The following is a 22043-nucleotide window of genomic DNA, read 5'->3' as shown; positions in this document are numbered from 1 at the left end:
TGGACAGGGGTGGCCACCGGCAGTTACAGATACACCACGCTAGAGGACGCAACCACCCCGGCGGGACGTATCACACTGGACTCACTGCTCACCCACACCTCAGGACTGCCCACCATCGGCGGCGGACGCGGCACGATACTCGGGACAAACTGGCGACTCATCCGCGGTCGCGACCCTCAGCCGGAAGGTCTGGCTTCTCTGATCCAGCAACTTCGGAAAGCCCCCGTCAAGCCAGACGTTTTCGAGTACTCCAACCTGGGTGGCGCTGCCCTGGGGCATGCCCTCGCAGCGGCGGCGGGGGCCACCTACCCCGACCTCATCGCACGCTATCTGGGCGCCCCTTTGCAGTGCCCTACCCTGTACGTCCCCGAGCCGGGAATGCCCGATGGGCCGCATGACGCACCAGGGTTGAGCATTTTCAACAGAACCCAAGAACCCTGGACCGGTGCGGGTTACGCCCCGGCCGGTGGAATCCGGGCATCCGCCGCGGACCTGGCGATCCTTCTCGACGCTCTGCTCAATCATCCACTGCCCGGGTGGACGGACGCCTTCACACCTCGCAGCCTCGTTGACGCCGAGTCTTTCATCGGGCCGGGAAACAGCATTGGAGCCGGATGGTTCATCCAGGACGACGGGCTGATCTGGCACAACGGCTACGCTGGCGGGTTCGGCTCAGTCATTGTCCTCGACCGACGGAATCGCCGGGGCGCGGCAGTGTCCGTCATCGACGGAACCATGCGGGTGGATCCCGTCCCCATTGCACTGTCCCTCAATGAGGTCGCATGAACCACGTTCCCCATCCTGCACCGTGCCCGATCTATGCCTTCCGTTGCGTCACCCGCTGTAATTCGTCCAACCTGTGCCCTCCTCCACTCGTTGTATCCGACGAGTTGGATCATGAACGGGTGGTTGACAAGCCGGGGGAAGTGGGAAAGCCAGTGACAGCCGCCGATCACGACGACCATCAGCAGGGACAACCACAGCAGTGTCGACGTCGACCCCGCTTCGAACGCGTCCCCACCAGCGCCGAAGTGAACAGCGATTGTCTCCGGCGCACCCGGGTAGCGCCCCGGGTCCACGGTTGCCGGACCTGTCCCAGGTGAGGAACATCATCACCGCGGATCCACACACCGCAGACGGGTGAGTTGCCACGCAGTAGCCGTCCAGTGACCAAGCACAAGCAGGAAAATCACACCGCCGCGAAGATTCCGCCGGACGTCGTAGCGTCCTGACCTGCAGGTCTCACGATGTGGAAATTGCGGCGGGTGTGAAAATCGGAGCTTCCGGGCGCTTCCGGCGGACCTACGCCGAGACCGGCACGTCCCGCAGGTTCTTGCGCAGGATCTTGCCGGTGCCGGACTTCGGGATCTCGTCGATGACCTCCACCATCCGGATCTTCTTGTACGGTGCGACCTGCTCGGCGACCCACTCCATCAACGCCTCGCGGTCAACCGTCACCGCCGAGCCGTCCGCACCGGCCTGGGCGACCACGAAGGCACGCGGGATCTCCTCGCCGTCCTCCTCCCGGTGGAACCCCACCACCGCAGCATCCGCAATGGACTCGTGGGTCATCAGCAGTGCCTCCAGCTCCGCCGGCGCCACCTGGTAGCCCTTGTACTTGATCAGCTCCTTCGCCCGGTCGACCACGTACACGTTGCCCTCGTGGTCGTACTCGACGATGTCACCGGTGCGCAGCCAACCCTCGTGGGTCAGCGTGACCTCCGTGGCTTCCTCGTTGTTGAGGTAGCCGAGCATCACCTGCGGTCCGTGGATCCACAGCTCGCCGGAATCCGACCGCTCCCCCTCGTTGCCCGGGGGCAGGATCTCCCCGAAATCCGGGTCCTGCAGGTCCACGACCTTGCATTCGGTGTTCGCCACCGGGAGTCCGATGGAGTCCAGTGGCGTCCTCCCCCGCTCCCCGGCGTGCGTCACCGGGGACGACTCCGTCATCCCGTAGCCCTGGACGACCGCGACATCGAGTCGCTCCTGTACGGTCGCCGCCAGCGCCTTGTCCAGTGCCGCCGCACCGGAGAACACCGTGGACAGGCTGGACAGGTTGTACTCGTCCACCAGCGGGTGCTTGCCCAGCACCACCGCGATCGGCGGCGCGACGAAGGTGAAGTCGATGTTGTGCTCCTGATGGAGCTCCAGGAATCCCGTGAGGTCGAAGGACGGCATGGTGACCAGGTGGCACCGGTTCATCAGCGTGGAGTTCAGCACCGTATTCATCCCGTAGATGTGGAAGAACGGGAGCACCGCCATGACCACCGAGTCGCGGGTCTGACCGTTCTCCAGCATGTGCGGCGAGGTCTGGAGGATATTCGACACGAGGTTCCGGTGGCTGAGTTCCACACCCTTCGGAACGCCGGTGGTCCCCGACGAGAACGGCAGGACGGCGACGTGGGTCGCGGGGTCGAAGCTGACCTCCGGCGCCGGGCTCCCCTCCTTCAGCAGCGACGCCAGTCCGGTCGCGGGGTCCACGAGATCGATGATCCGGTCGTCCGACAGACCTGCCTTGCGCGCACCGTCGACCCCGTTCTCGCCCAGCAGGCTCACAGTGAACAGCAGTGACGCACCGGAGTTCGCGACCTGCTTCGCAACGTCCTCCGCGGTGCCCAGTGAGCCGACGGTGGTCACAGTCGCACCGGAACGCATAATCCCGTGGAAGGCGACGGCGAAGGCGTGGGTGTTCGGGCAGTGGAGGGCGACCACGTCCCCGACCCCGATGCCGCGGTTCGCCAGTGCACCCGCGAACAGGTCGATCTGCTGGCGGAGTTCCCCGTAGGTCACCGTTGTCCCGGTGGCGGAGTCGGTGAGGGCGGTCCGCCCCGCGTCCTCCGGGGTCAGGCTGCCGAACACCTGATCGTAGACACTGACGTCGGGGATCTCGATGGGGGCACGGGGGCTCTGCACGGGCATGTCTGGGCTCCTACGGTTGGTTGCGCAGCGTGACCGGGGTCACTGAATTCGGTTCAGAAACGACAATAGTGCGTTCACTACATCTTCGCCCCGGGTTCCGGCGAAGTACCTGTGACATCTGTCAGTCCGGTGGGGGTGAATACCGCACACCAACCACTGACAATCGGCTCTACCAGTGAGGATGTGTCCCCGGCAGGGTAGGAACCATGAACTTCGACTTCGTCTCAGACTTCTTCACCCGACTCTCCGAACTCGCCGCCGATGTTGACACCTGGCAGCAGTTCGTCATCCTCTTCGTCGCCGGGGCCGTCCCGTTCGTCGAGTCCTACCTCGGCAGTTTCCTCGGGGTCGCCCTCGGCATTGAACCGACCGTCCTGGTCGTCGCCACCGCCATCGCCGGCAACCTGCTGTGCACCTTCCTGCTGATCGCCGCGACGAGCAGGGCCCGCAGCGCCGTCACCAACGGCCGCGGCGCAGACGGCGGCGTCCAGCAGGTGTCCACACGCCGTCAGAAGATCGGCACGTACTTCGAACGCCTCGGTGTGCCGGGGGTGTCCCTGCTGGGGCCGATCATCCTGGCGAGCCAGATCACCGGGCCGACACTGGTCGCCCTGGGCGCCGGGAAGCGGAGCGTGTACATCTGGCAGGGCATCGCCATCGTCGCCTGGGGCATACTCTTCGGGTTCTTCGGCGACCTGGTGATCTCCTGGTACATGTAGCTCACAGGACGTCGCCGAACCGCGCGAGAACCTCCCCGGGATCCAGTCCGGTGAGGATCCGTGCGTTCGCCGGACGCGTCCAGTACGCACCCAGCCCGTCGCCGCCACCGGCCTCCACCCAGTCCGCCACCGTCGTCCCCCGCAGCAACCGGGATTCAGCCTCCACCCGGACCGTCGCGTCCCGCAAGGTCACGGGCACCGCATCCAGGAGAACCATCGCCGCCGCCAGGTCATGGATCTGCGCGCAGTAGCCGACCCCCACCGACTCGTGGAACTCGAAGTAGAACCGCAGGGCGTCACGGAGCAGACCGGAGAGTTCTGACTCCGCCTCCGTCCACCCCGCCAACCGCTCCGGGGTCAGGACGACCCGCTCGGTCACGTTCAGGGGGCAGATCGTGGGCAGCGGTGCGCCGGACGGCCAGTTCTCCAGTGCGTACGCCAGGGCGTGCGGGTCGACCCAGGTGTTCCACTCCGCGGTCGGGGTGGTGTTTCCGGGGTACAGGAACGCCCCGCCCATGATCACCACCTGCGTGTTGCGCAGCAGGTCGGGCTCGTGCTCCACGGCATACGCGAGGTTCGTGGCAGGACCGGCGACCAGGATGCGGGACGCCCCGGCGCGCTTCCAGGCCGCCACCGCGTCCGCCGCGGTGGACGGTGCGACGTGTGCGGCGGATGTGTCCGGGCGCCAGTAACCGAGCCCCTCCGGGCCGTGGGTCTCCGGGGTCGTCGTCAGGGGCAGGGCGCGCGGCCCGGACGCCCCGGCCGTCACCGGCACCTCCGGCGCACCGGCGACCCGCAGCACCTCGGCGGAGTTCCGGGCCGCCAGCGCGGCGGTGGTGTTCCCGGCGGAAGTGGTGACGTGCAGACCGACGCGTCCCGCGCGCTGGAGCCCGGCCAACCAGACCAGGGCGAGGGCGTCATCGATGCCGGTGTCGACGTCCGCGACGACGGTGACGACGTTGGACGGGACGGTCACTCGACGTCGATGTCCATCGTTGCCCAGGTGTGCCCGAGGAACACCGTACCGTGGCCCCCGAGGAACTCACCGACGTAGCGGACCGCGTCCTCCACGGACTCCACCGGCTCATCCAGGCTGTACATGGTGCTGCCGGACCGGTACTCCACGACCCAGCCGTCCGGCAGGCCACCAATCTGCACGAAGCCCACTCCGTCCACCGGCGACGCGGCCTCGGACAGCGGTTCGATCACCACGAAGGGGAACCCGCCGTCCTTCCCGTGGGCGGCGACATCGGCGTTCAGGACGCCACGGACGCTGTCGCGGTCGACATGCAGGGTGATGGTGTCCCGCGAGTCCTTCATCTTGCACGCTGTCGCTCCGCCGGTGGCGTTGACCAGGACACTCCCGGCGTCATCGACGAGGCAGAGACCCGACTCCATCGCCGCGTACTGCAGCAACGGGGTCGTCTGCTCGACTGCCGGGTACGGCGACGCCACGTAGAGCCGGTGGCCCTCCGGCTCGGCGACACCGTCGACCAGCCTGAGGAAGCGGTCCTCCGGTGGATTGTCGGGATCATCGGCCCCCTGGTCGGAATGGCGGTTGATCCACTCCGCCACCGTGGTCAACGGTTCCGGCGTGGGGCCCGATGGATCACCCAGCGCCCCCTGGAGGTCCGCGACCCTGCGCAGAACCTCGTGGTCACCGAGGTAGGTCTCACCCAACTCGGTGGGGAGGAAGAACAGGTAACCGAAGCTCATGGCGCCAGGTTACCTGCCGCCTGTTCAGCGCTGCACGGTTTCCGCGGTGACGTCCGCCCAGTCCCGGGTCAGGAAGCCCACGTCCCCGTCGGCGAACCCGGCGAGGTCGGCGACGACTCCGTCCAGGCTGTCGGCGTGCCTGCGGAAGTGCGAGCGCTTCGTCCGGTACTCCACGACCCAGCCATTGCCGAGCAGCGCAGCCTGCACGAACCGCACGTTCCCCAGCGGGGAGTCGCCCAGCGGGGAGGACCCGTCCGGCAGACCCGTCTCAATGACCACGTAGGGGATGCCGTCGTCGGAGCGTTCGCGCCGGTCGGTGTCGTCCTCCAGCGCGGAGCGGACGCTCACCGCGTCGACGTGGGTGGTGACCGTCCCCACCGAGGACCGCATCCTCAGGCCCCGGTCGGTGCCCGTGGAATTGACCCAGAGCTGCTCCATGTCGTCGATCATGCACAGCCCCAGGTCACCGGCCTTCTGCTGCAGGTACACCCCGGTCTCATCCGCCAGGGAGTACGGGACGCCGAAATGCAGGACGTCCTTCTCCGGTGCCACCGGGAACTCGGAGACCCCCAGGAACCGTCCGTCGGAGGGCTCGCCGGGCCCGGCCGCCCCCAGGTCGCAATGGTCGTTGACCCAGTTGGACAGTTCACTGACGGCCCGCGGCGCGGGACGGCCCGGGTGCGGGTCGCCCGGGGTCTCGTAGAAGGACGCGGGGTCCGTGGTCGCACTCATGTCGTCGCCAAGTCCCTCGTGGATCCTCTGCGCGAGCGCGACGAGATCGTCGTCGGGCCGGTAGGCACCACCGACGTCCGGCAGAAAGAAGAGGAAACCGAGTCTCATGGCTCCCGATTGTATGGTGACCGGGCGCACAGTCGTGGCCCACCCCCGCTACTGCGTGGCTGGGCCCTCATTCATGCAGTTCAGAGCCACCCCCACTATCGAGACGCCCGGCCAGCTCACCGGCGTCGAGGCACAGTCGGGTGGGGACCAGCAGATCCTCCCCGTCCCGGGTGAACGGGACCGCCCGACGCTCCAACCCCGCCGAGCGGGAGTTCGCCCCCTCCCCCATCTCCGGGACGATGAAGCGCCGGTGCCCCGCGAGTCCCCGCGTCCTGCCCACGGGGATCACCGGTGCGGCGAGGTCCCAGCCGAAGCCGCCGGACGCCATCACCCGCGCCACCGCACGGGCACCCCGCGGCAGGCCCACCGCGCGGGCGATCTCCCCGTAGCCGGTGACCTCACCGTCCCCGATCACCTCGAGGACGGTGCGCACCTTCTCAGGCAGTGAATCAGGCGAGCACGTCATGCATCACGATGGTCTCGTCACGACCCGGGCCCACGCCCACGTACGAGATCCGGCAGCCGGACAGCTCCTCCAGGCGGTTCAGGTAGTCCTGCGCCTTCGCCGGAAGATCCTCGAAGGTGCGGCACCCGGAGATGTCCTCGTCCCACGCCGGCATGGTCTCGTAGACCGGCACGGCATGGTGCACATCGGTCTGGCTCATCGGCATCTCGTCGTGGCGCACGCCGTCCACGTCGTAGGCCACGCAGATCGGGATCTCGCCGATGCCGGTCAGCACGTCCAGCTTGGTCACGAACAGGTCGGTGAAGCCGTTGACCCGCGAGGCGTAGCGGGCGATGACCGAGTCGTACCAGCCGCAGCGGCGGGTGCGCCCGGTGTTCACCCCGACCTCGCCGCCGGTGGTCTGCAGGTACTCACCCCACTTGTCGAAGAGCTCGGTGGGGAACGGGCCGGCACCGACGCGGGTGGTGTAGGCCTTGATGATGCCCAGGGAACTGGTGATCTTCGTCGGACCGATCCCCGACCCCACGCACGCCCCTCCGGCGGTCGGGTTGGATGAGGTAACGAAGGGGTAGGTGCCGTGGTCGACGTCGAGCATGGTGGCCTGGCCGCCCTCCATGAGCACGGACTTGCCCTCGTCGAGCGCCTGGTTGAGCTCCAGCTCGGCGTCGATGAGCATCGGGGTGAGGCGCTCGGCGTAGCTGAGGAAGTAGTCCACGATCTCGTCGGCGTCGATGGCCTTGCGGTTGTACAGCTTCACCAGCATCTGGTTCTTCTGGTTCAGCGCCCCCTCGACCTTCTGCCGCAGGATCGACTCGTCCAGCAGGTCCTGTGCGCGGATGCCGACGCGTGAGACCTTGTCCGCGTAGGACGGTCCGATGCCGCGTCCGGTCGTGCCGATCGCACGCTTGCCCAGGAACCGCTCGGACACCTTGTCCAGCACCTGGTGGTACGGGGCGACGAGCTGCGCGTTCGCACTGACCTTCAGCCGCGACGCGTTGGCGCCCCGGGCCTCCAGGCCGTCAATCTCCTCGAACAACGCCTCGAGGTTGACCACACAGCCGTTGCCGATGACGGGGACGGCGTTCTCGCTGAGCACACCGGCGGGCAGGAGCTTGAGCTCGTACTTCTCTCCGCCGACGACCACCGTGTGGCCGGCGTTGTTGCCGCCGTTGGGCTTGACGACGTAGTCGACCCGGCCACCGAGGATGTCAGTGGCCTTGCCCTTTCCTTCGTCGCCCCACTGCGCACCGACCACGATGATTGCTGTCATTTTTCGTCCGTCGCTTTCCGTTTCACACTGGTTGGGAGTGCTGACCAAATGAACAGTCTAGCGGGTGACGTACTCTTGGACCTTATGACGACCGTTGTGCTCGCCTGCGGCACCCGCGCTGCCGGCCTCGTCGGATCCCTGGTGGCCGACGCGGTCTCGCTGCCGGACGTTCCCGGACGCCGTGACCTGCGGCTGCTGGATGATCTGGCCGCGGCCCACCTGCCGGTGGACGACACCCCCTCCCTCGACGAGATCGCCGCCGCGCCGGACGTGCCGCACCAGGGGGCACCGCAGTTCGCGCCGCAGCGCCCCGACCGTCCGGTGCGTATTGTCGTGGTGGGGTCGGACGCGGCGCTGGCCGCCGTGGTCACCCGGCTGATGCGCATCGACGCGATGTGGATCGGGGTGGGGTTCGTGCCGGTGGTCGGTGCGGGTGAATCGTCCGTTGTGGCGCAGAACTGGCAGCTGGAGACCGGCCCGGCGGATGACCTCCCGAGTGTGGCGGCGCTGAACTTCGCATTGACTGCTCCGCTGCGTCCCACCAGCATCGTGCGGGACGATGCGGGCATCGTCACCCTCGGCTCTGCCGAGCTCTTCCGTGCGGGGTCCGAGCTGGTCGGTGAGGTGATCGTGGACTCGGAGACACTGTTCATGAACGAGTCCTCCCGCCAGTGGTCCGGCAAACCGGGGGCGTTCGGGGTACGTCTGGTGCCGACGGTGGACGTGCCGGGTCTGGCGGCCACGCGGCTGCTCACCCCGTCGGTGTGGGATGCCGCGTGCTCGGCGCCACTACGCCGGCGGTTGTTCCGCAGGAACCTGGAGGTCGGGGAGGTCGATCCGTCCGCTGTGCTGACGGGCCGTGCACTGCAGGCCGGGGGTATCGACCTGACGGTGGTGCGCGACGGGGTGGTGCACCCGCGGACGGTGAAGTCGGTGACCTTCTACCGGCACCTGCGTGACGGGCAGTTCGTCCGACGGTAGGTCTGGTTGGCGAGGGCGCTGCCCTACCGGAGGGGAACCGGAGCGAGGAGAGGCCCCCATCGGCAACTCCGCACCGCTTTAGCCATTTCCTCTTAAGTAGAAATACCGAAACCGGTGCGGTGCTGCCGGTTGCGGCTCTCGGACCTCCGGGCAGGCAGTGGTCCGGGCTATCGACCTACGGGGTCGCCGCGTCTGATCGTTCCGCCGGCGCCGGTCGGAAGGAGCAGGACGCCGAGGGTGGGTTCCGCCTGGTCGAATTCCCTGGTCAGGATCTTGAGCAGGTTCGCGTCGCGCTCACCGGTACCGGGGTTGGCGGTGATCGCCATGCAGCGCACGATGGGTTTCCGGACGGTGAAGTCGATGTCGCCGACCTGCACGGAAGGATCGGAGGCGTCAACCCACCCGAGTTCCTCCCATGCCGGCAGGCCATCGACGACGATGTTCGAGCGGAACCGTCGGCTGTCGACCGGGACTGTGACGTTCTGCCGGACGTGCACAGCCTGAGCCACGGCGTCCACTGACCCGGTCCCGTGCAGTGACACGAATCCCCGGGGACGGTCCTGGAAGCGGGAGGTGTCCCCGTCGCCGACCAGTTCCAGGGGCAGTCGGCCGGGACGTTGCAGGCGTTTTGCGTCGGGTCCCGCGAGGACCCAGTCGGCGATCCGGTCGCTGAGTTCGCGGCGTCCTGCCGGGTCGAGGCCGGCTTCGACGATGAGGGTGCCGCCTTCGGTGAACCGCAGGACGCCGTCGTCCAGGGACACCGTGAGACGGGCCAGCGACGGGAAGTCCATCAGGGCCAGTCCCTTCGATTTCGGCCAGTAGTCCAACCCGTCCTGCTGCTCTGGCGTGGCTGCGTCGGCGAAGCGGAAGGCGAGCACGCGGTCCCCCTGGACCCGCCCGTTGTCCTGGATCACCAGTTCCTCACGCGGTTCGGGCGTGAAGCCCTTGACCGGGTAGCGGTACAGGTTCGCCACGGACGCCATGGTCACCGGACCCTCCAGTAGTCGATGAGCGAGTCTATCGTCAGCCGGTCCTTCAGGGTCTCACCGCGCGCGAAGCTGCCCCAGATCGCCCGGACTTCCCTGGCACGTGGCTCGACCTCCGCCCAGGTCGACCCCGAAATGAGATCCGCATCCTTCCACGCCCCGTCGTCGCCGAACAACAGAGGTAGGTCGATCGTGTGGACCGGCCCCCAGGCGCTGCCGGGTGCTGACCAGCTGATGACGTAGTGGTGCGCGCGCCCTCCAGCGCGGACGTGCCGGCGGGCGAAACGGCGGCTCCCCCGGCCGTAGATCACGTAGGTGAGCAGCTTCACCAGGGGCCGTGAGAGAACACGTCCCAATTTCCTGGGAAGGAACATCTCCGCCTCGCCGGAGGTGTGTCCGATGAGGATGTCGATCGCCGGGGCAGCCTCGTCCCATGCCTGTTCAGCCTCGTCCTTCGCGGGGAGAGGGTCCCACCCGTACTGGGCACCGAAGGGCATCCCGCTACGCATCCCGAAACCGGCGCCCGCGTCGCTGACGTCGTCCTGGATCCCGAGGACCTCGTCCACGGTGGAGTCCTCGTCGACGGTGGATGCGACCTTGTACATCGCCTCGTTCATGGAACCGCGTCCCCGGTCGATCCCGAACGGGGCACTCTGGATGATGGCCCTGGTGAAGAGTGAGGACGCGTCGGCCGTCGCCATCAGTTTGGCCACGGCATCGCCGCCCGCCGACTGACCGAACACAGTCACCTGCGCGGGGTCCCCACCGAAAGCACCGATGTTCCGCTGCACCCACCGAAGCGCCTCCATCTGGTCGAGCAGACCCAGATTCGGCGGCCGTCCGGAGCCGCCGAGGAAGCCGAACAGTCCCAGCCGGTAGGTCACCGTCACAACGATCACGTGCTGTTCCGCGACGAGTGCGGCCGGATCCATGATCGGCATGTCGCCGGAACCGGAGACATAGGATCCGCCGTGGAACCACACCATCACCGGCAGCTGGTCCCCGGGAGTCGCAGTGTTCGGCATGGTCACGGAGAGGTACTGGCAGTTCTCGTCCGTCCGCCGTGCGTCCGACCGGTACCCCAGCAGCGTCTCGAGGGTGTCACTGGGTAATTGCGGACACTGGGGCGACCACTCCGTGGCCGCGTAGGTCCCCTCCCACTTCCCGGCGGGGCGCGGAGGGGCGAAGCGCCCGGCACTCGCGTACGGGATCCCACTCGCACGGACGACATCCCCGTCGACCCACCCGGACACGTCGCCGCACGGCGGGGAGAAGCCAGGCGCCCCTGACGTCCGAAGGTCGCTGCCCGATGGTTCTGCCATGCTCGATCCTCACCTACGGTCCTGGCCCGGTCACGGTAGCCACGCTACTCCACGCAAGCCCACCCCTGTTCTGATCACTGTGTGCGCCACGGTCCGTGCGGCCTTGCCGCTCACCCTCAGTATCGTTACACTATGTACCGTAACGTTTAAACCCGAGAAGGCCCCCAAGGAGACAATCCAATGTCCGACTCACACCGCCCCCGCACAACGGACAAGAACGCCGTCCGGCAGATCCAACGGCGACAGAACACGCTGGTCAGGAGGGGAGAAACATGACCACCGAAACCACCACCCCACAATCCGCAACGACAACCTCCCCCACGTGGCGGCAATGGACCGCCCTGGGACTCATGGCCGTCCCGCTGTTCATGATGGCCACCGACTTCACCGCGATCTTCCTCGCGATCCCCGACGTCGGCGCTGACCTGCAGCCGACAACCACCCAGATGCTGTGGATGGTCCACACCGGGGAACTCGTCGCCGCCGGCACCCTGATCACCATGGGGTGGGTGACAGGACGCACCGGCCCACGCCGACTCCTGCTGCTGTCACTCCTCGTCTACGCAATCGCCTCAACCATGGCCGCCGTCGCGCCCACCGCGGAAATGTTCCTGGCTGCCCGTGTCCTGATCGGCCTGGCAACCGCAGCCGCTTCACCAGCATCATTCGCCATGCTCCGCGCCCTGTTCACCGACTCGCGCCACCACGCGGTGGGGTTCGCCGTGCTGATGGGTGCGTTCACCGTGGGGACGGCACTGGGACCACCGATGACCGGACTGCTGTTGGACCACTTCTGGTGGGGCGCGGTCTTCCTGGTCAACGTCCCTGTCGCGGCCGTGGCACTCGTTCTCGGACTCCGACTGTTCGCCGACACCGGCGAACGCACCACGGACCGGATCGACGTCACCAGTGTTGTACTGTCGGTGTCGGCCGTGACCTTGCTGGTCTTCGGCCTGCAGGAACTGGCGGACAGCGGCTTCGCCGTGACGTACGCCGTAGCGGTCGCCACCGGAATCGTCCTCGGCGCGGTTTTCCTCCACCGGCAACGGCGAATCCCGAATCCCCTGCTGGATCTGGACCTCTTCTCCAGCCGGACCATGCGGGTGACCGTCGTGTTCTTCATCCTCGCCACGATCGCCTTCGTCTCGAACGACTTCGTCATCGTCCAGTACCTCCAGATCGTCGCCGGCATCAACCCCGGCACGCTCGGGCTGATCCTGGCACTTCCCGGAGTATCGGCGGCACTGTCCACCGCCGCAGCACCGGCACTGATCAACCGCTTCTCCCCCGCATCCGTGATGGCCATCGGATCAGGTGTCGCAGTCTCCGGGTCGGTACTCGTGCTCGCCGGTCTCACGGTCGCTCCGTCCACGGCACTGATCGCAGCGGGAATGACCGTCACCGCGCTGGGTATGAGTCCTCCGATGGTCGTGGGTGCCCAACTGATGATCACCTCGGTGGAGAAACGCCACGCCGGACCGGTGGCCTCCGTCCAGGACATCAGCGGCAGCCTCGGGGCTACTCTGGGGATCATGGTGGTCGGCTCCGTCTCCATGGCGGTGTTCGGCCGGATGGTCACCGACGGCGCCCCGGAATCCCTTGCGGAGTCCGACGTGGGCAGCGCCACCGACAGTCCCGGTGCCGCGGTCGCCGTCGCGGAACAGCTCGGGCAGGACGAAGGAAACCAACTCCTGTCCCTCATCGATGATGCCCTGTCACAGGGGACGGCCATGGGACTGACCGCCACCCTTGCCGTCGGCGTGGCCACAACCCTCCTCGTGGCACGCGGACTCCGGGGCGTCCGGATGCCGGACGATGATCACCACCGGTAGACCGGGTAGGACGTGCCGCCCAACCGGCCGCGGGCCCAGCCGACAATCACCAGGCTCACTGCAGCGATTGCGTGCCAGGGACGCACTCGCACGTCTCATCGCACGGGACTGATCCCGTAGTCAGGCCCCCGGTCGCACCATCGACACGTGCGGGATCCCACCCTCGTAGTACTCCCCGCCGTACGTGACGAACCCGTGGGCCTCGTACATGGAGGTGATGTAGGTCTGCGCGTGCAGCACGATCGGCTCATCGGAGTGCAGTTCCACCGCACGTCCGACCAACCGGCCCGCCAGCCCCCGCCCACGGTAATTCCGGTCAACGGCCACCCGCCCCAGCACCCGGCGCACCACGTCCACACCCGGGACGTTGCGCAGCGCCGGGGAGGACAGCGTCCTGAGGTACGCGACCACGTCCCGTCCGTCGCGGATGAACACGTGGACCGTGCTCGCCTCGAGGTCACGCCAGTCCAGCTCCACGTCATCCACGCGCTGTTCGCGCAGGAAAACCTCGGAGCGAAGACGGGCGATAGCGTAGACCTCGGTGGTGTCGAGGTCGTCCCAACGCTTGACGGTGATGTCGGTGAGAGCGCTTGTTGCCATGCCAATACTGTATCGGACTCGCGCTAGGTGTCGCGTCCGTCGTCCCCGTCGCCCCACACCTCCGGGGGGAACTGCGGATCCTCCACCGTGGGACGCAGCACCGACATCGCCGACTCCCGGGACATCCCGCAGACCTGCAGCGCATCCACGATGATCGAGCGGCACTGGGCCAGCACCACCGTACCGGACAGCCCTGAACCGGACGCGACCTCCAGCCCGGAACGTCCCGCAAGGACCTGCAGGCGTCGGGTGATCTCCGGGATCTCCACGAGCTCCTCACGTGTGGCCCGGGTGCCACCGGCGTTGTACACCGTGCCGAGGTGACCCAGCGCGTCCGACAACTCACGGATCAGCGTCGGCATCCGCTGGTCGGGGTACAGGCCGTCCTCCACCATGATCTCCGCCCGGCGCGCCAGGACGCGCGAATTGCGCATCACGTTGTCCACCGGCACCAGGATCCGGTTCATCGACTTCGAGTACCGGCGTGCGTTCCAGTAGATCGGCGACAGGTTCATCACCTCGTCGCCGCCGCCCACCGCCGACAGCAGGTTGTTCACGCTGGCCTGCGTCCCGCGCGCGGTCTCCAGGGCCTCGCCGATCAGGGTGCCGTCGCGGTCCTCGATGCCCTGGGCGACATCGTCCAGCACCAGAGCCGCATTGCTGATCAGGCTGGACACCTCGCGCCGGGCCTCACGCAGCGGGTTGTTCGGGATCACCGCCACCACGATCAGGCCGATGAGTCCACCGACCATGCAGTCCACCATGCGTTCCCACCCGGCCTGGTCACCCGGTGGAATGAGAGTGGCGACGAGGACCGCGGAGCTCGCCGCCTGGTTCGGCACCAGCGGCCCCTTGTCCACGAAGACGGCCAACAGCATGGCGACCAGCACCACCACGGTGATCTGCCACGCACCACCACCGATCTGCGAGATGACCAGGTCTCCGATGCCGATGCCCACGGTCGCGCCGATGAGCAGCTCGAAGCCACGTCGCATCCGCTTGCCGCCGCCGACCCCCAGGCTGATCACCGCGGCGATCGGGGCGAAGAAGGGTTGGGTGTGGCCGATAAGGTCATGGGCGATGAACCACGCCAGACCGGCGGCAATCGCGCACTGCACGGCGAAGACACCCGTCCCCCGGGTCCTGGTGATGCGTTCGACGACGGCGAGACGGCGCAGCGACTCCGCCGCTGCCTTCACCCCGTCACGGGCACGGGACCGCTGGCGTTCGCGGGCGTGCTTCGCGCGGGCGGCGTACTCGGGCTGCCCGGTACTGTTGCTGCCCTCTCCGTTCCCGTCCGCGCCTTCCGTCCCGTCCTGCCTGTCGGTCATGGCGTCCATTCTGGCACGTCCGGTCACGAACGGTGGGTCACCACCGGTAGTCGAGGAACTTCCCGTCGAAGGTGACGACCACCCGGTCGCCGTCCGGGTCGGGGCGCCGGTCGATATCCACGGTGAAATTGATCGCGCTCATGATCCCGTCGCCGAACTCCTCGTGGATCAGCGCCTTCAGCGCGGGACCGTACACGCTGAGGGCCTCGCTGAACCGGTAGATCGTCGGGTCCCTCATGGTCTCCGGATCCGTTCCCCGGTTGGGTTGGGTGGTCAGCGATTCGGCGACCGAGGCGTCCACCCCCAGCAGATCGCAGGCCGCACCGGCCTGCTCCGGTGTCATGGGGTGCTGGCCCAGAAGCGCGGCCGTCGTCCACACCAGCGGTGTTCCCAGGTGCTCGGCGATTCCCGCCCAGGTCTGTCCTGCGCGGATACGTGCACTGTCGATCTCACGGGCGGCGTCCGCCCTGGTCATGATGGGGCTCATTGGTAGAAGTCCTTCCTGTCCCGCGTGCTACTCGGGCGGTGTGGGGTTACGGGTCGGTGCGGGGGCGGCGACCCGGTGCTCCGGCGCCGCATGCGGTGCAACGTCCGGGGCCACCGGTGCGCCCGCTCCCCCGATGCCGGTGGCGGCGGCACCGTTCCTCCCCCGCGATTTCCGGACGTAGGTGTAGTACATCGGCAGGCCGACGAACAGCAGGCCACCAACCACATTACCCAGCAGCGTGGGGATCTCGTTCCACACCAGGTACTCGCCCAGCGAGAAGGCGCCACCGAGCATCAGCCCTGCCGGGAACAGGAACATGTTGACCACCGAATGCTCGAAACCCATGTAGAAGAACAGCATGATCGGCATCCACATCAGCACGACCTTGCCGCCCACGCTGCGCGACATCATCGAGGCGACGACGCCGGTAGACACCATCCAGTTGCACATCACCGCACGGAGGAACAGGGTCAGCATGCCGGCGGCACCGTGCTCGGCGTATCCGGCGGTACGGTCGTGCCCGATCTCGCCGAGCCGTTCGCCGATGGCGTCCGGTGGTGTGGAGAAGCCGTAGGTGGTGATCACCGACATCAGGACAGCCACGAGGACGGCGCCGACCATGTTGCCGAGGAACACCAGCCCCCAGTTCCGCAGCAGGCTGCGCCACGTGACACCGGGGCGCTTGTCCAGCCAGGCCAGGGGCACCAGCGTGAACACCCCGGTGACCAGGTCGAAGCCCATCATGTACAGCAGGATGAATCCGACGGGGAAGATGACGGCACCGAGTAACGCTTCACCGGTCTGCACGGTGACCGTGGTCGCGAGGGCGGCGGCGAGGGCGAGGATGGCTCCGGCCATGATCGCCCGGATCAGTGTGTCCCGGGTGCTCATGGCGGGTTTCTTCTGTCCGGCATCGACCATCGCCGTGGCGACGTCGTCCGGTTGGACATAGGACATGGGTTCCTCCGGGAGGGACTGGTCGGGGCGGACGTGGCTCAGTGGTGGACGAGGACGCGGCGCTGTTCGGCGTCGTCGTCCTGCCCGGCACCGCCGTCGACAAGGTCGACGGCGTAGGTGGGCAGGGTGTGGGAGGGATCCTCCAGGGACGCCCCGTCGGACAGGCGGAAACGTTGCTTCAGCAACGGGGAGGCGACGGTCGGCTCGCCCTCGTGCTCACCGACGATGCCGCGGCTGATCACCGCCGCCCCCATGTACGGGTCGATGTTGGAGACGGCGTGGACGGCGGGACCTGCCGCCGTCTCCACCCGGAACAGGGCGATCTGGGTCCCGTCTGGGAGTAGGACAGCCGCCCCGAGGTTCTCCTCGAGGTCGTCGAGCAGACAGACGGCAGTGGTGGTGTTGGTGTACTGGGTGTGGACGGTGACGGTCATGGTTCTTCTCCTCACACGGTGGCGCGCAGGCCGGGAAGCGGCAGCGGGACCTTGCGTCCCTCCTGCTTCTGGAACTGGATGGTCGGGTCGGGGGATTCCGGGGCGTTGACGAAGGAGACGAAGCGGCGCAGTTTCTCCGGGTCGTCCAGGACGGCCTTCCACTCGTCGGTGTAGTCGTCGACGTGCCGGGCGATGAAGGTCTCGAGGTCAGCGGCGATGCCGAGGGAGTCGTCGCAGACGACCTCACGGATATGGTCGAGGCCGCCCTCGATCTCCCCCATCCACGCCGCGGTGCGCTGCAGCCGGTCGGCGGTGCGGACGTAGAAGCCGAGGTAGCGGTCGATGTAGCGGATCAGGGTCTCCTCGTCGAGGTCCCCGGCGAGCAGTTCGGCGTGGCGCGGGGTCGCCCCGCCGTTGCCCCCGACGTACAGGTTCCAGCCGTGCTCGGTGGCGATCACGCCGACGTCCTTGCTGCGGGCCTCCGCGCACTCGCGGGCGCAGCCGGAGACGCCCATCTTCAGCTTGTGCGGGCTGCGCAGTCCGCGGTAGCGCAGTTCCAGGTCAACGGCCATCTTCACGGAGTCCTGCTGGCCGTAGCGGCACCAGTCGGTGCCCACACAACTCTTCACCGCGCGCAGGGACTTGCCGTACGCCTGCCCGGACTCCATGCCCGCGTCCACCAGCCGTCGCCAGATCGCGGGGAGCTGCTCGACCCGTGCCCCGAACATGTCGATGCGCTGGGCACCGGTGACCTTGACGTACAGGTCGAAGTCGCGGGCGATCTCGCCGCAGATGATCAGCTGCTCCGCCGTGACCTGCCCGGCGGGCATGCGCGGCACCACGGAGTAGGAGCCGTTGCGCTGGATGTTCGCCAGGAAACGGTCATTGGAGTCCTGCAGGGCGGCGTGGCCGTCATCAAGGACATGGTGCCCGGTGTTGAGCGTGGCGAAGATGGAGGCCATCGTGGGCTTGCAGATCTCGCAGCCGCGTCCTGTCCCGAAACGCCTGATGAACTTCGGGAAGTCGCGGATGCCGGACGCCGCGGCGCACTCGAAGAGTTCCGCACGCGACTGCCGGAAGTGCTCGCACAGGGCCGTGGACTGCTCGATACCCTCGGCGTCCAGGATCTGCTTCAGCAACCCCACGCAGGATCCGCAGCTGGTTCCCGCCCGGGTGCAGGTCTTCAGGTCCGGCACCGAGCAGGCGCCGTCGCCGATGGCGTCACGGATGTCGCGCTTGGAGACCGCATTGCAGGAGCAGATCTGGGCATCGTCGGGCAGGGCACCCACGCCGACACCGGACGCACCGTCCTCACCGGCAGGAGCGAGGAAGGACATCGGGTTCGGCAGTTCCGAGCCGACCATGGGGCGCAGCATGGCGTAGGCGCTGGCGTCACCGACGAGCACGCCGCCGAGCAGGGTCTTGCCGGAGGAGTCCATGACGATCTTGCCGTAGGTGCCGCTGAAGGGGTCGTTGACCGTGAGGGGACGCGCACCGTCGGTGGTGCCGTGGGCGTCGCCGAAGCTCGCCACGTCCACGCCCATCAGCTTGAGCTTCGTGGACATGTCGGGGTCCTCGAAGGACGCCGCCTCTGCCCCGGTGACCCGGTCGGCGACGATCTCGGCGGTGGTGTACCCCGGAGCCACCAGGCCGTAGCAGACCCCGTCCACCGCGGCGCACTCCCCGACCGCGCTGATGTCCGGGTCACTGGTGCGGCACTGCCGGTCGACGAGGATGCCGCCGCGGGGGGCCTTGTCCAGCGGGTCGGGTCCGGCGGAGTCGGCGAGGCTGTCGTGGGGACGCACCCCGGTGGAGAAGATGACGATGTCGACGGGCAGGACGCTCGTCCCGTCCTCCGCCGCCAGCTCCATCTCCAGGGGGGCGGACTCATCCGTATAGCGGATCTCGTTGGTGACCGTGTCGACATGCACGCTCACCCCCAGGTCACGGACCTTGTCGGCGAGCAGGACGCCACCGTCCGGGTCGACCTGGATCGGCATCAGGCGCGGGGACCGTTCGATGATGTGGGCCTCCGCACCCAGGAGCTTCAGGGCATTGGCGGCCTCCAGGCCGAGTAGTCCGCCACCGATGACCGCGCCGCGGGGTTCGCGTCCTGCGGCGCGGGCGGACTCGACGATCCCGCGGATGCGGTCGAGGTCGTCGATGGTGCGGTAGACCATGCAGCCGTCGAGGTCGTGGCCGGGCACCGGCGGGACGAAAGCGTAGGAGCCGGTGGCCAGGACAAGGTGGCCGTAGTCGATGGAGGTTCCGTCGTCGCAGGTGACGGTGTGGTTGTCCCGGTCGATGCCGGTCACCGTGCCGTGGTGGACGTGGACCCGGTCGGGGAGTTCGGCGAGTTCCAGCAGGGTCCGGTCCCAGGTGGAGACGTAGCTGGACAGCGCCACTCGGTCGTAGGCGTGGCAGCTCTCGCCGGAGATGACGGTGATGCCGGCGGCGGGGTCGCGGTCGAGGATCTCGGTGACGGTGCGGTGACCGACCATGCCGAACCCGACGATGACGATGTTGTTGGTGTCTGCGCTCATGCCTTGTGACGCTAAGTGGCACAAACCGCGGACGGTACTGTTGAGAGCACTGTTTTACGGTTGGTTCATGGCCGGGTGCACTGTGTGAGGTCCGTGACACAGGATGGAAACAGACGGAGCACTGACCGTCGGCCTACACTGTGGTGCCATGACAGAACCCTCGCCTGTCGACGACCCCTCCCCTCCTCCTCCCCGGCGTATCCGGAGTGACGCGTTCCGTGCCAACGTGTCGGTGGTGGTGTCCCTGGGACTCACCGTGGTGGTGGTGATCGCACTCCGGCGGCTCCACGATTTCACGCTTCCGGACGATTCCTTCCTGTCTGCCAGGGCCATTCTCGCCCTACTGTCGTTCTGGACCATCTACACACTGCTCTACCTCTGGTGGACCCACCGTGCCTACTCCTCGCTGACTGCACAGGAGCTCCGGTTGGCGGCGGAGCGGGACACCGGCATCGGCGACGGGAGGCTGCGCCGATTGCTCAGATGGCTGCTCGGCGACACCAAGCCGTCTAACCTGACCACGATCGCTGCACTGTTCGCGGTCTTCTTCACGATCGTCATCGCCCTTACCCCGGGGGCTCGCGACGATATCCTGGTCTTCGTCCTGACCATGGTGACCGTCGCCTGTTCGTGGGCGATCATGGCGTACGCCTACGCCATCGAGTACATGCGGCTCAACGTCCTGCAGGACGACGACGAGACACCGCACCTGCAATTCAGCTTCACCGACGAGCCGCAGTTCACCGACTACCTGACCTTCGCCATCATGGTCTCGACCATGGGTGTGGGACTCCCCGCGGAAACAACCTCCCGGAAAGCGTGGCGCCGCCTGCGGACGAACGTCCTGCTGGCCTTCATCTTCAACACCGTGATCGTTGCCATGATGGTGTCACTGCTGTTCAGCAGCATCACCGGGTGACGTCCACGTGGGGAGGAATCCATCTCCGAATTCCGCACCGGCTGGCAGCCGGGACCGGATTCCGTGATGGATCCCGCCCGGCGCGCCAGGTTCAGAAAGTGACATCCGCCCACACCGCACGGTGGTCCGAGCCGTCCACGCGGACCGTCCCGCCGTCACCGCAGGACCCACCGCGGACGAGGATGTGGTCCAGCCGGGCCACGGGGAACCTCGCCGGCCACGTTGGCGGGCCGAGGACGTTGCCCTCGCATTTCTTCAGGTCATTGTCACCGACCAGGTCGCGGAACTCCGGGTGCGTGGCAGACGAGTTGAAGTCGCCCGCCATCACCAGCGGTGTGTCCGGATGCGCGTCCGGCACCCAGTCACGCAGGTCAGCCATCTCACTGACCCACCCACCAACGAGGTCACTGTGCACCGGAGCATCGGTGTGGATACCGGCGACAGCCGCAGCCGGTTCCGCCAGGCTGGTCACCGGCATCTGGTGGCGGGTGAGGCCGGCGTCCTCGTCCGCGTCGTTCACCCCGCCCCTGGTCAGGACCACCGTCGCCGCCCCCGGCGTGCGCTGCAGGACAGGTACGGATGCCTGCAGCCCTGTCCCCTCCTCCACCGCCGCGACCTCATCCTCCGAGGTCTCCGCGAGAATCAGCACGTCCGGACGCAGTTCCCCGACCGCGTCAACGATCGCCGCGTCCTCCGCCTGGTTGAAGTAGGTGTTCAGGAACATCACCCGCAACGACGGCACCGGTGCCCGGGGCGCGATCTCGGGCTGGGAAACCCCGGTGAAGATGGCGGGCACAACCAGCGCCAGCCCACACAGCACGGAGAGCATCGACAACCACCAGCTGCGGCTCGCCAGCAACGGCCGCCGGGACGTCCCCCGCCAGCGCCACGCCAGAAGGGCCGCGCACACGAGAATCCCGGCAACACCCAGGAAGAACGTGGCCTGGGCGGCCGGGATGATCCAGGCGAGCCACTCGGGGAGATTGTCCGTCAGCCGCCACAGCGGGGTCGAGGCCCATGCCAGGAACCCCACCAGGAGCAGGACCACGGAGCCGTTGACCCATGCCCTCAGGGCGCTGGACCGGGTCACGTCTCGATGTTGTCGGCGGCAGCCGGGTCGCAGTCGTTGACCAGGTTCAGGCAACGGATGTACTCGTCCTCCTCACCGATGGCCTTCGCCACCACCGCGAGCATCATGATCGCCCGCAGTACCCCGCGGTTCGGCTCATGCGACCACGGCACCGGGCCCGTCCCGCGCCACCCGTTGCCGCGCAGCGCGTCCAACCCCCGGTGGTAGCCGGTACGGGCACAGGCGTAGGCGGTGATCTTCTCGGACGGTTCGCTGCCCTGAGCCAGGTGGTACGACGCCAGCGCGGCCCACACCCCAGAGTCCTTCGGGTTCGCCACCGCCAGCGACTCCAGCTCCTCCAGCGATTCCGAGCCGGTCGCCGCGGTCGCCAGCGACGACGGCAGCCGGACCTCCGGATGCTCCGCGCCGAAGAGGTCGCGTCCCTTACGAATCTGCTCCGCCATTACTTGGACACCGTGGTGCCGGTGGAGTGCAGGTCGGTGCAGGCCTCGATGACACGCTCGGTCATCGCGGCCTCCGCCTTCTTCAGGTAGGAGCGCGGGTCGTAGACCTTCTTGTTGCCGACCTCGCCGTCGATCTTCAGCACGCCGTCGTAGTTGGCGAGCATGTGGCCGGCGATCGGGCGGGTGAA

The 22043-nt window shown here is 67.5% G+C and carries 21 protein-coding genes and 1 pseudogene; 5 read left to right on the top strand and 17 right to left on the bottom strand.

Annotated features, from left to right (window positions below):
• Positions 1-786 (top strand): serine hydrolase (locus ACTIL2_RS12645; protein WP_442337822.1); only part of this gene is annotated, 786 nt, incomplete at its 5' end.
• Positions 787-1302: 516 nt separating this feature from the next.
• Here the strand turns inward: ACTIL2_RS12645 and ACTIL2_RS12640 are convergent.
• Positions 1303-2919 carry an AMP-binding protein gene (locus tag ACTIL2_RS12640; RefSeq protein ID WP_442337821.1) on the bottom strand — a complete coding sequence of 539 codons (1617 nt, stop codon included), beginning with the start codon at positions 2917-2919 and terminating at the stop codon, positions 1303-1305.
• Positions 2920-3125: 206 nt separating this feature from the next.
• On the opposite strand from ACTIL2_RS12640, the gene ACTIL2_RS12635 reads away from it, so the two are divergent.
• Entirely contained in the window at positions 3126-3638 is a 513-nt protein-coding gene (locus ACTIL2_RS12635; protein ID WP_442337820.1) for a hypothetical protein, read from the top strand.
• A gap of 1 nt (position 3639) precedes the next feature.
• Here the strand turns inward: ACTIL2_RS12635 and ACTIL2_RS12630 are convergent, their stop codons facing one another.
• From ACTIL2_RS12630 to ACTIL2_RS12610, 5 genes are all read right to left on the bottom strand, one after another.
• Positions 3640-4614 carry a nucleoside hydrolase gene (locus ACTIL2_RS12630; RefSeq protein WP_442337819.1) on the bottom strand — a complete coding sequence of 325 codons (975 nt, stop codon included), beginning with the start codon at positions 4612-4614 and terminating at the stop codon, positions 3640-3642.
• Entirely contained in the window at positions 4611-5354 is a 744-nt protein-coding gene (locus ACTIL2_RS12625) for a hypothetical protein (protein WP_442337818.1), read from the bottom strand. The genes ACTIL2_RS12630 and ACTIL2_RS12625 overlap by 4 nt, the downstream gene beginning before the upstream one ends.
• A 24-nt stretch (positions 5355-5378) precedes the next feature.
• Positions 5379-6194 (bottom strand): hypothetical protein, encoded by an 816-nt coding sequence (locus ACTIL2_RS12620; protein WP_442337817.1) that lies wholly within the window; start codon positions 6192-6194, stop codon positions 5379-5381.
• A 67-nt stretch (positions 6195-6261) separates the two neighbouring features.
• Positions 6262-6660 (bottom strand): MGMT family protein, encoded by a 399-nt coding sequence (locus ACTIL2_RS12615; RefSeq protein WP_442337816.1) that lies wholly within the window; start codon positions 6658-6660, stop codon positions 6262-6264.
• Entirely contained in the window at positions 6644-7930 is a 1287-nt protein-coding gene (locus ACTIL2_RS12610) for an adenylosuccinate synthase (RefSeq protein ID WP_442337815.1), read from the bottom strand. Before ACTIL2_RS12610 ends, ACTIL2_RS12615 begins: the two co-directional genes overlap by 17 nt.
• An 84-nt stretch (positions 7931-8014) precedes the next feature.
• On the opposite strand from ACTIL2_RS12610, the gene ACTIL2_RS12605 reads away from it, so the two are divergent.
• A complete protein-coding gene (locus ACTIL2_RS12605; protein ID WP_442337814.1) occupies positions 8015-8911 on the top strand; it encodes a hypothetical protein in 897 nt (298 codons plus the stop codon).
• Positions 8912-9078: 167 nt separating this feature from the next.
• Here the strand turns inward: ACTIL2_RS12605 and ACTIL2_RS12600 are convergent, their stop codons facing one another.
• Together ACTIL2_RS12600 and ACTIL2_RS12595 are read right to left on the bottom strand one after the other, a co-directional pair.
• On the bottom strand, positions 9079-9894 hold the full coding sequence (locus ACTIL2_RS12600; protein WP_442337823.1) for an MOSC domain-containing protein: 816 nt from the start codon (positions 9892-9894) through the stop codon (positions 9079-9081).
• 2 nt (positions 9895-9896) lie between these two features.
• Positions 9897-11219, bottom strand: coding sequence for a carboxylesterase family protein (locus ACTIL2_RS12595; RefSeq protein ID WP_442337813.1), 1323 nt, complete (start codon positions 11217-11219; stop codon positions 9897-9899).
• 272 nt (positions 11220-11491) lie between these two features.
• Here ACTIL2_RS12595 and ACTIL2_RS12590 point away from each other — a divergent pair, with 272 nt between their 5' ends.
• Entirely contained in the window at positions 11492-13051 is a 1560-nt protein-coding gene (locus ACTIL2_RS12590) for an MFS transporter (RefSeq protein ID WP_442337812.1), read from the top strand.
• 120 nt (positions 13052-13171) lie between these two features.
• Here ACTIL2_RS12590 and ACTIL2_RS12585 read toward each other — a convergent pair whose 3' ends face one another.
• Genes ACTIL2_RS12585 through nirB form a run of 6 tightly spaced genes read right to left on the bottom strand, consistent with a single transcriptional unit; the run spans position 13172 to position 19403 of the window.
• A complete protein-coding gene (locus ACTIL2_RS12585) occupies positions 13172-13651 on the bottom strand; it encodes a GNAT family N-acetyltransferase (protein WP_442337811.1) in 480 nt (159 codons plus the stop codon).
• A gap of 23 nt (positions 13652-13674) precedes the next feature.
• Entirely contained in the window at positions 13675-14982 is a 1308-nt protein-coding gene (locus ACTIL2_RS12580; protein ID WP_442337810.1) for an FUSC family protein, read from the bottom strand.
• Between the two features lie 37 nt (positions 14983-15019).
• Positions 15020-15469, bottom strand: coding sequence for a cyanase (cynS, locus tag ACTIL2_RS12575; RefSeq protein WP_442337809.1), 450 nt, complete (start codon positions 15467-15469; stop codon positions 15020-15022).
• A 27-nt stretch (positions 15470-15496) separates the two neighbouring features.
• Positions 15497-16426 carry a formate/nitrite transporter family protein gene (locus ACTIL2_RS12570; protein ID WP_442337808.1) on the bottom strand — a complete coding sequence of 310 codons (930 nt, stop codon included), beginning with the start codon at positions 16424-16426 and terminating at the stop codon, positions 15497-15499.
• A gap of 38 nt (positions 16427-16464) precedes the next feature.
• The gene (nirD, locus tag ACTIL2_RS12565; RefSeq protein WP_442337807.1) at positions 16465-16860 is read right to left on the bottom strand and encodes a nitrite reductase small subunit NirD; all 396 of its coding nucleotides are present in this window, start codon (positions 16858-16860) and stop codon (positions 16465-16467) included.
• An 11-nt stretch (positions 16861-16871) separates the two neighbouring features.
• On the bottom strand, positions 16872-19403 hold the full coding sequence (nirB, locus tag ACTIL2_RS12560; protein ID WP_442337806.1) for a nitrite reductase large subunit NirB: 2532 nt from the start codon (positions 19401-19403) through the stop codon (positions 16872-16874).
• A gap of 148 nt (positions 19404-19551) precedes the next feature.
• On the opposite strand from nirB, the gene ACTIL2_RS12555 reads away from it, so the two are divergent.
• Positions 19552-20322 (top strand): DUF1345 domain-containing protein, encoded by a 771-nt coding sequence (locus ACTIL2_RS12555; protein ID WP_442337805.1) that lies wholly within the window; start codon positions 19552-19554, stop codon positions 20320-20322.
• Positions 20323-20413: 91 nt separating this feature from the next.
• On the opposite strand, the gene ACTIL2_RS12550 is transcribed toward ACTIL2_RS12555, so the two are convergent.
• The 3 genes and pseudogenes from ACTIL2_RS12550 to ACTIL2_RS12540 all read right to left on the bottom strand — a co-directional run.
• Entirely contained in the window at positions 20414-21412 is a 999-nt protein-coding gene (locus ACTIL2_RS12550; RefSeq protein WP_442337804.1) for an endonuclease/exonuclease/phosphatase family protein, read from the bottom strand.
• On the bottom strand, positions 21409-21855 hold the full coding sequence (locus tag ACTIL2_RS12545) for a DUF3151 domain-containing protein (protein ID WP_442337803.1): 447 nt from the start codon (positions 21853-21855) through the stop codon (positions 21409-21411). The genes ACTIL2_RS12550 and ACTIL2_RS12545 overlap by 4 nt, the downstream gene beginning before the upstream one ends.
• A pseudogene (locus ACTIL2_RS12540) lies at positions 21855-22043 on the bottom strand (class II fructose-bisphosphate aldolase); the annotation flags it as partial. The gene ACTIL2_RS12545 and the pseudogene ACTIL2_RS12540, both read right to left, overlap by 1 nt.

The sequence above is a fragment of the Corynebacterium sp. genome (genome assembly GCF_052107835.1).
Classification (GTDB): Bacteria; Actinomycetota; Actinomycetes; order Mycobacteriales; family Mycobacteriaceae; genus Corynebacterium.
The sequence above is the reverse complement of the archived record's forward strand: the minus strand, read 5'-3'. Positions and strand labels throughout refer to the sequence as shown.

What these genes read in the sequence shown, in the direction of transcription:
- ACTIL2_RS12585 (WP_442337811.1), bottom strand. Translation starts at nt 13,651, where the DNA reads ATGGCAACAAGCGCTCTCACCGACATCACCGTCAAGCGTTGGGACGAC.
- ACTIL2_RS12545 (WP_442337803.1), bottom strand. Translation starts at nt 21,855, where the DNA reads ATGGCGGAGCAGATTCGTAAGGGACGCGACCTCTTCGGCGCGGAGCAT.
- ACTIL2_RS12580 (WP_442337810.1), bottom strand. Translation starts at nt 14,982, where the DNA reads ATGACCGACAGGCAGGACGGGACGGAAGGCGCGGACGGGAACGGAGAG.
- ACTIL2_RS12635 (WP_442337820.1), top strand. Translation starts at nt 3,126, where the DNA reads ATGAACTTCGACTTCGTCTCAGACTTCTTCACCCGACTCTCCGAACTC.
- ACTIL2_RS12640 (WP_442337821.1), bottom strand. Translation starts at nt 2,919, where the DNA reads ATGCCCGTGCAGAGCCCCCGTGCCCCCATCGAGATCCCCGACGTCAGT.
- ACTIL2_RS12570 (WP_442337808.1), bottom strand. Translation starts at nt 16,426, where the DNA reads ATGTCCTATGTCCAACCGGACGACGTCGCCACGGCGATGGTCGATGCC.
- ACTIL2_RS12615 (WP_442337816.1), bottom strand. Translation starts at nt 6,660, where the DNA reads ATGACGTGCTCGCCTGATTCACTGCCTGAGAAGGTGCGCACCGTCCTC.
- ACTIL2_RS12595 (WP_442337813.1), bottom strand. Translation starts at nt 11,219, where the DNA reads ATGGCAGAACCATCGGGCAGCGACCTTCGGACGTCAGGGGCGCCTGGC.
- ACTIL2_RS12555 (WP_442337805.1), top strand. Translation starts at nt 19,552, where the DNA reads ATGACAGAACCCTCGCCTGTCGACGACCCCTCCCCTCCTCCTCCCCGG.
- nirB (WP_442337806.1), bottom strand. Translation starts at nt 19,403, where the DNA reads ATGAGCGCAGACACCAACAACATCGTCATCGTCGGGTTCGGCATGGTC.
- ACTIL2_RS12590 (WP_442337812.1), top strand. Translation starts at nt 11,492, where the DNA reads ATGACCACCGAAACCACCACCCCACAATCCGCAACGACAACCTCCCCC.
- ACTIL2_RS12600 (WP_442337823.1), bottom strand. Translation starts at nt 9,894, where the DNA reads ATGGCGTCCGTGGCGAACCTGTACCGCTACCCGGTCAAGGGCTTCACG.
- cynS (WP_442337809.1), bottom strand. Translation starts at nt 15,469, where the DNA reads ATGAGCCCCATCATGACCAGGGCGGACGCCGCCCGTGAGATCGACAGT.
- ACTIL2_RS12625 (WP_442337818.1), bottom strand. Translation starts at nt 5,354, where the DNA reads ATGAGCTTCGGTTACCTGTTCTTCCTCCCCACCGAGTTGGGTGAGACC.
- ACTIL2_RS12620 (WP_442337817.1), bottom strand. Translation starts at nt 6,194, where the DNA reads ATGAGACTCGGTTTCCTCTTCTTTCTGCCGGACGTCGGTGGTGCCTAC.
- ACTIL2_RS12605 (WP_442337814.1), top strand. Translation starts at nt 8,015, where the DNA reads ATGACGACCGTTGTGCTCGCCTGCGGCACCCGCGCTGCCGGCCTCGTC.
- nirD (WP_442337807.1), bottom strand. Translation starts at nt 16,860, where the DNA reads ATGACCGTCACCGTCCACACCCAGTACACCAACACCACCACTGCCGTC.
- ACTIL2_RS12610 (WP_442337815.1), bottom strand. Translation starts at nt 7,930, where the DNA reads ATGACAGCAATCATCGTGGTCGGTGCGCAGTGGGGCGACGAAGGAAAG.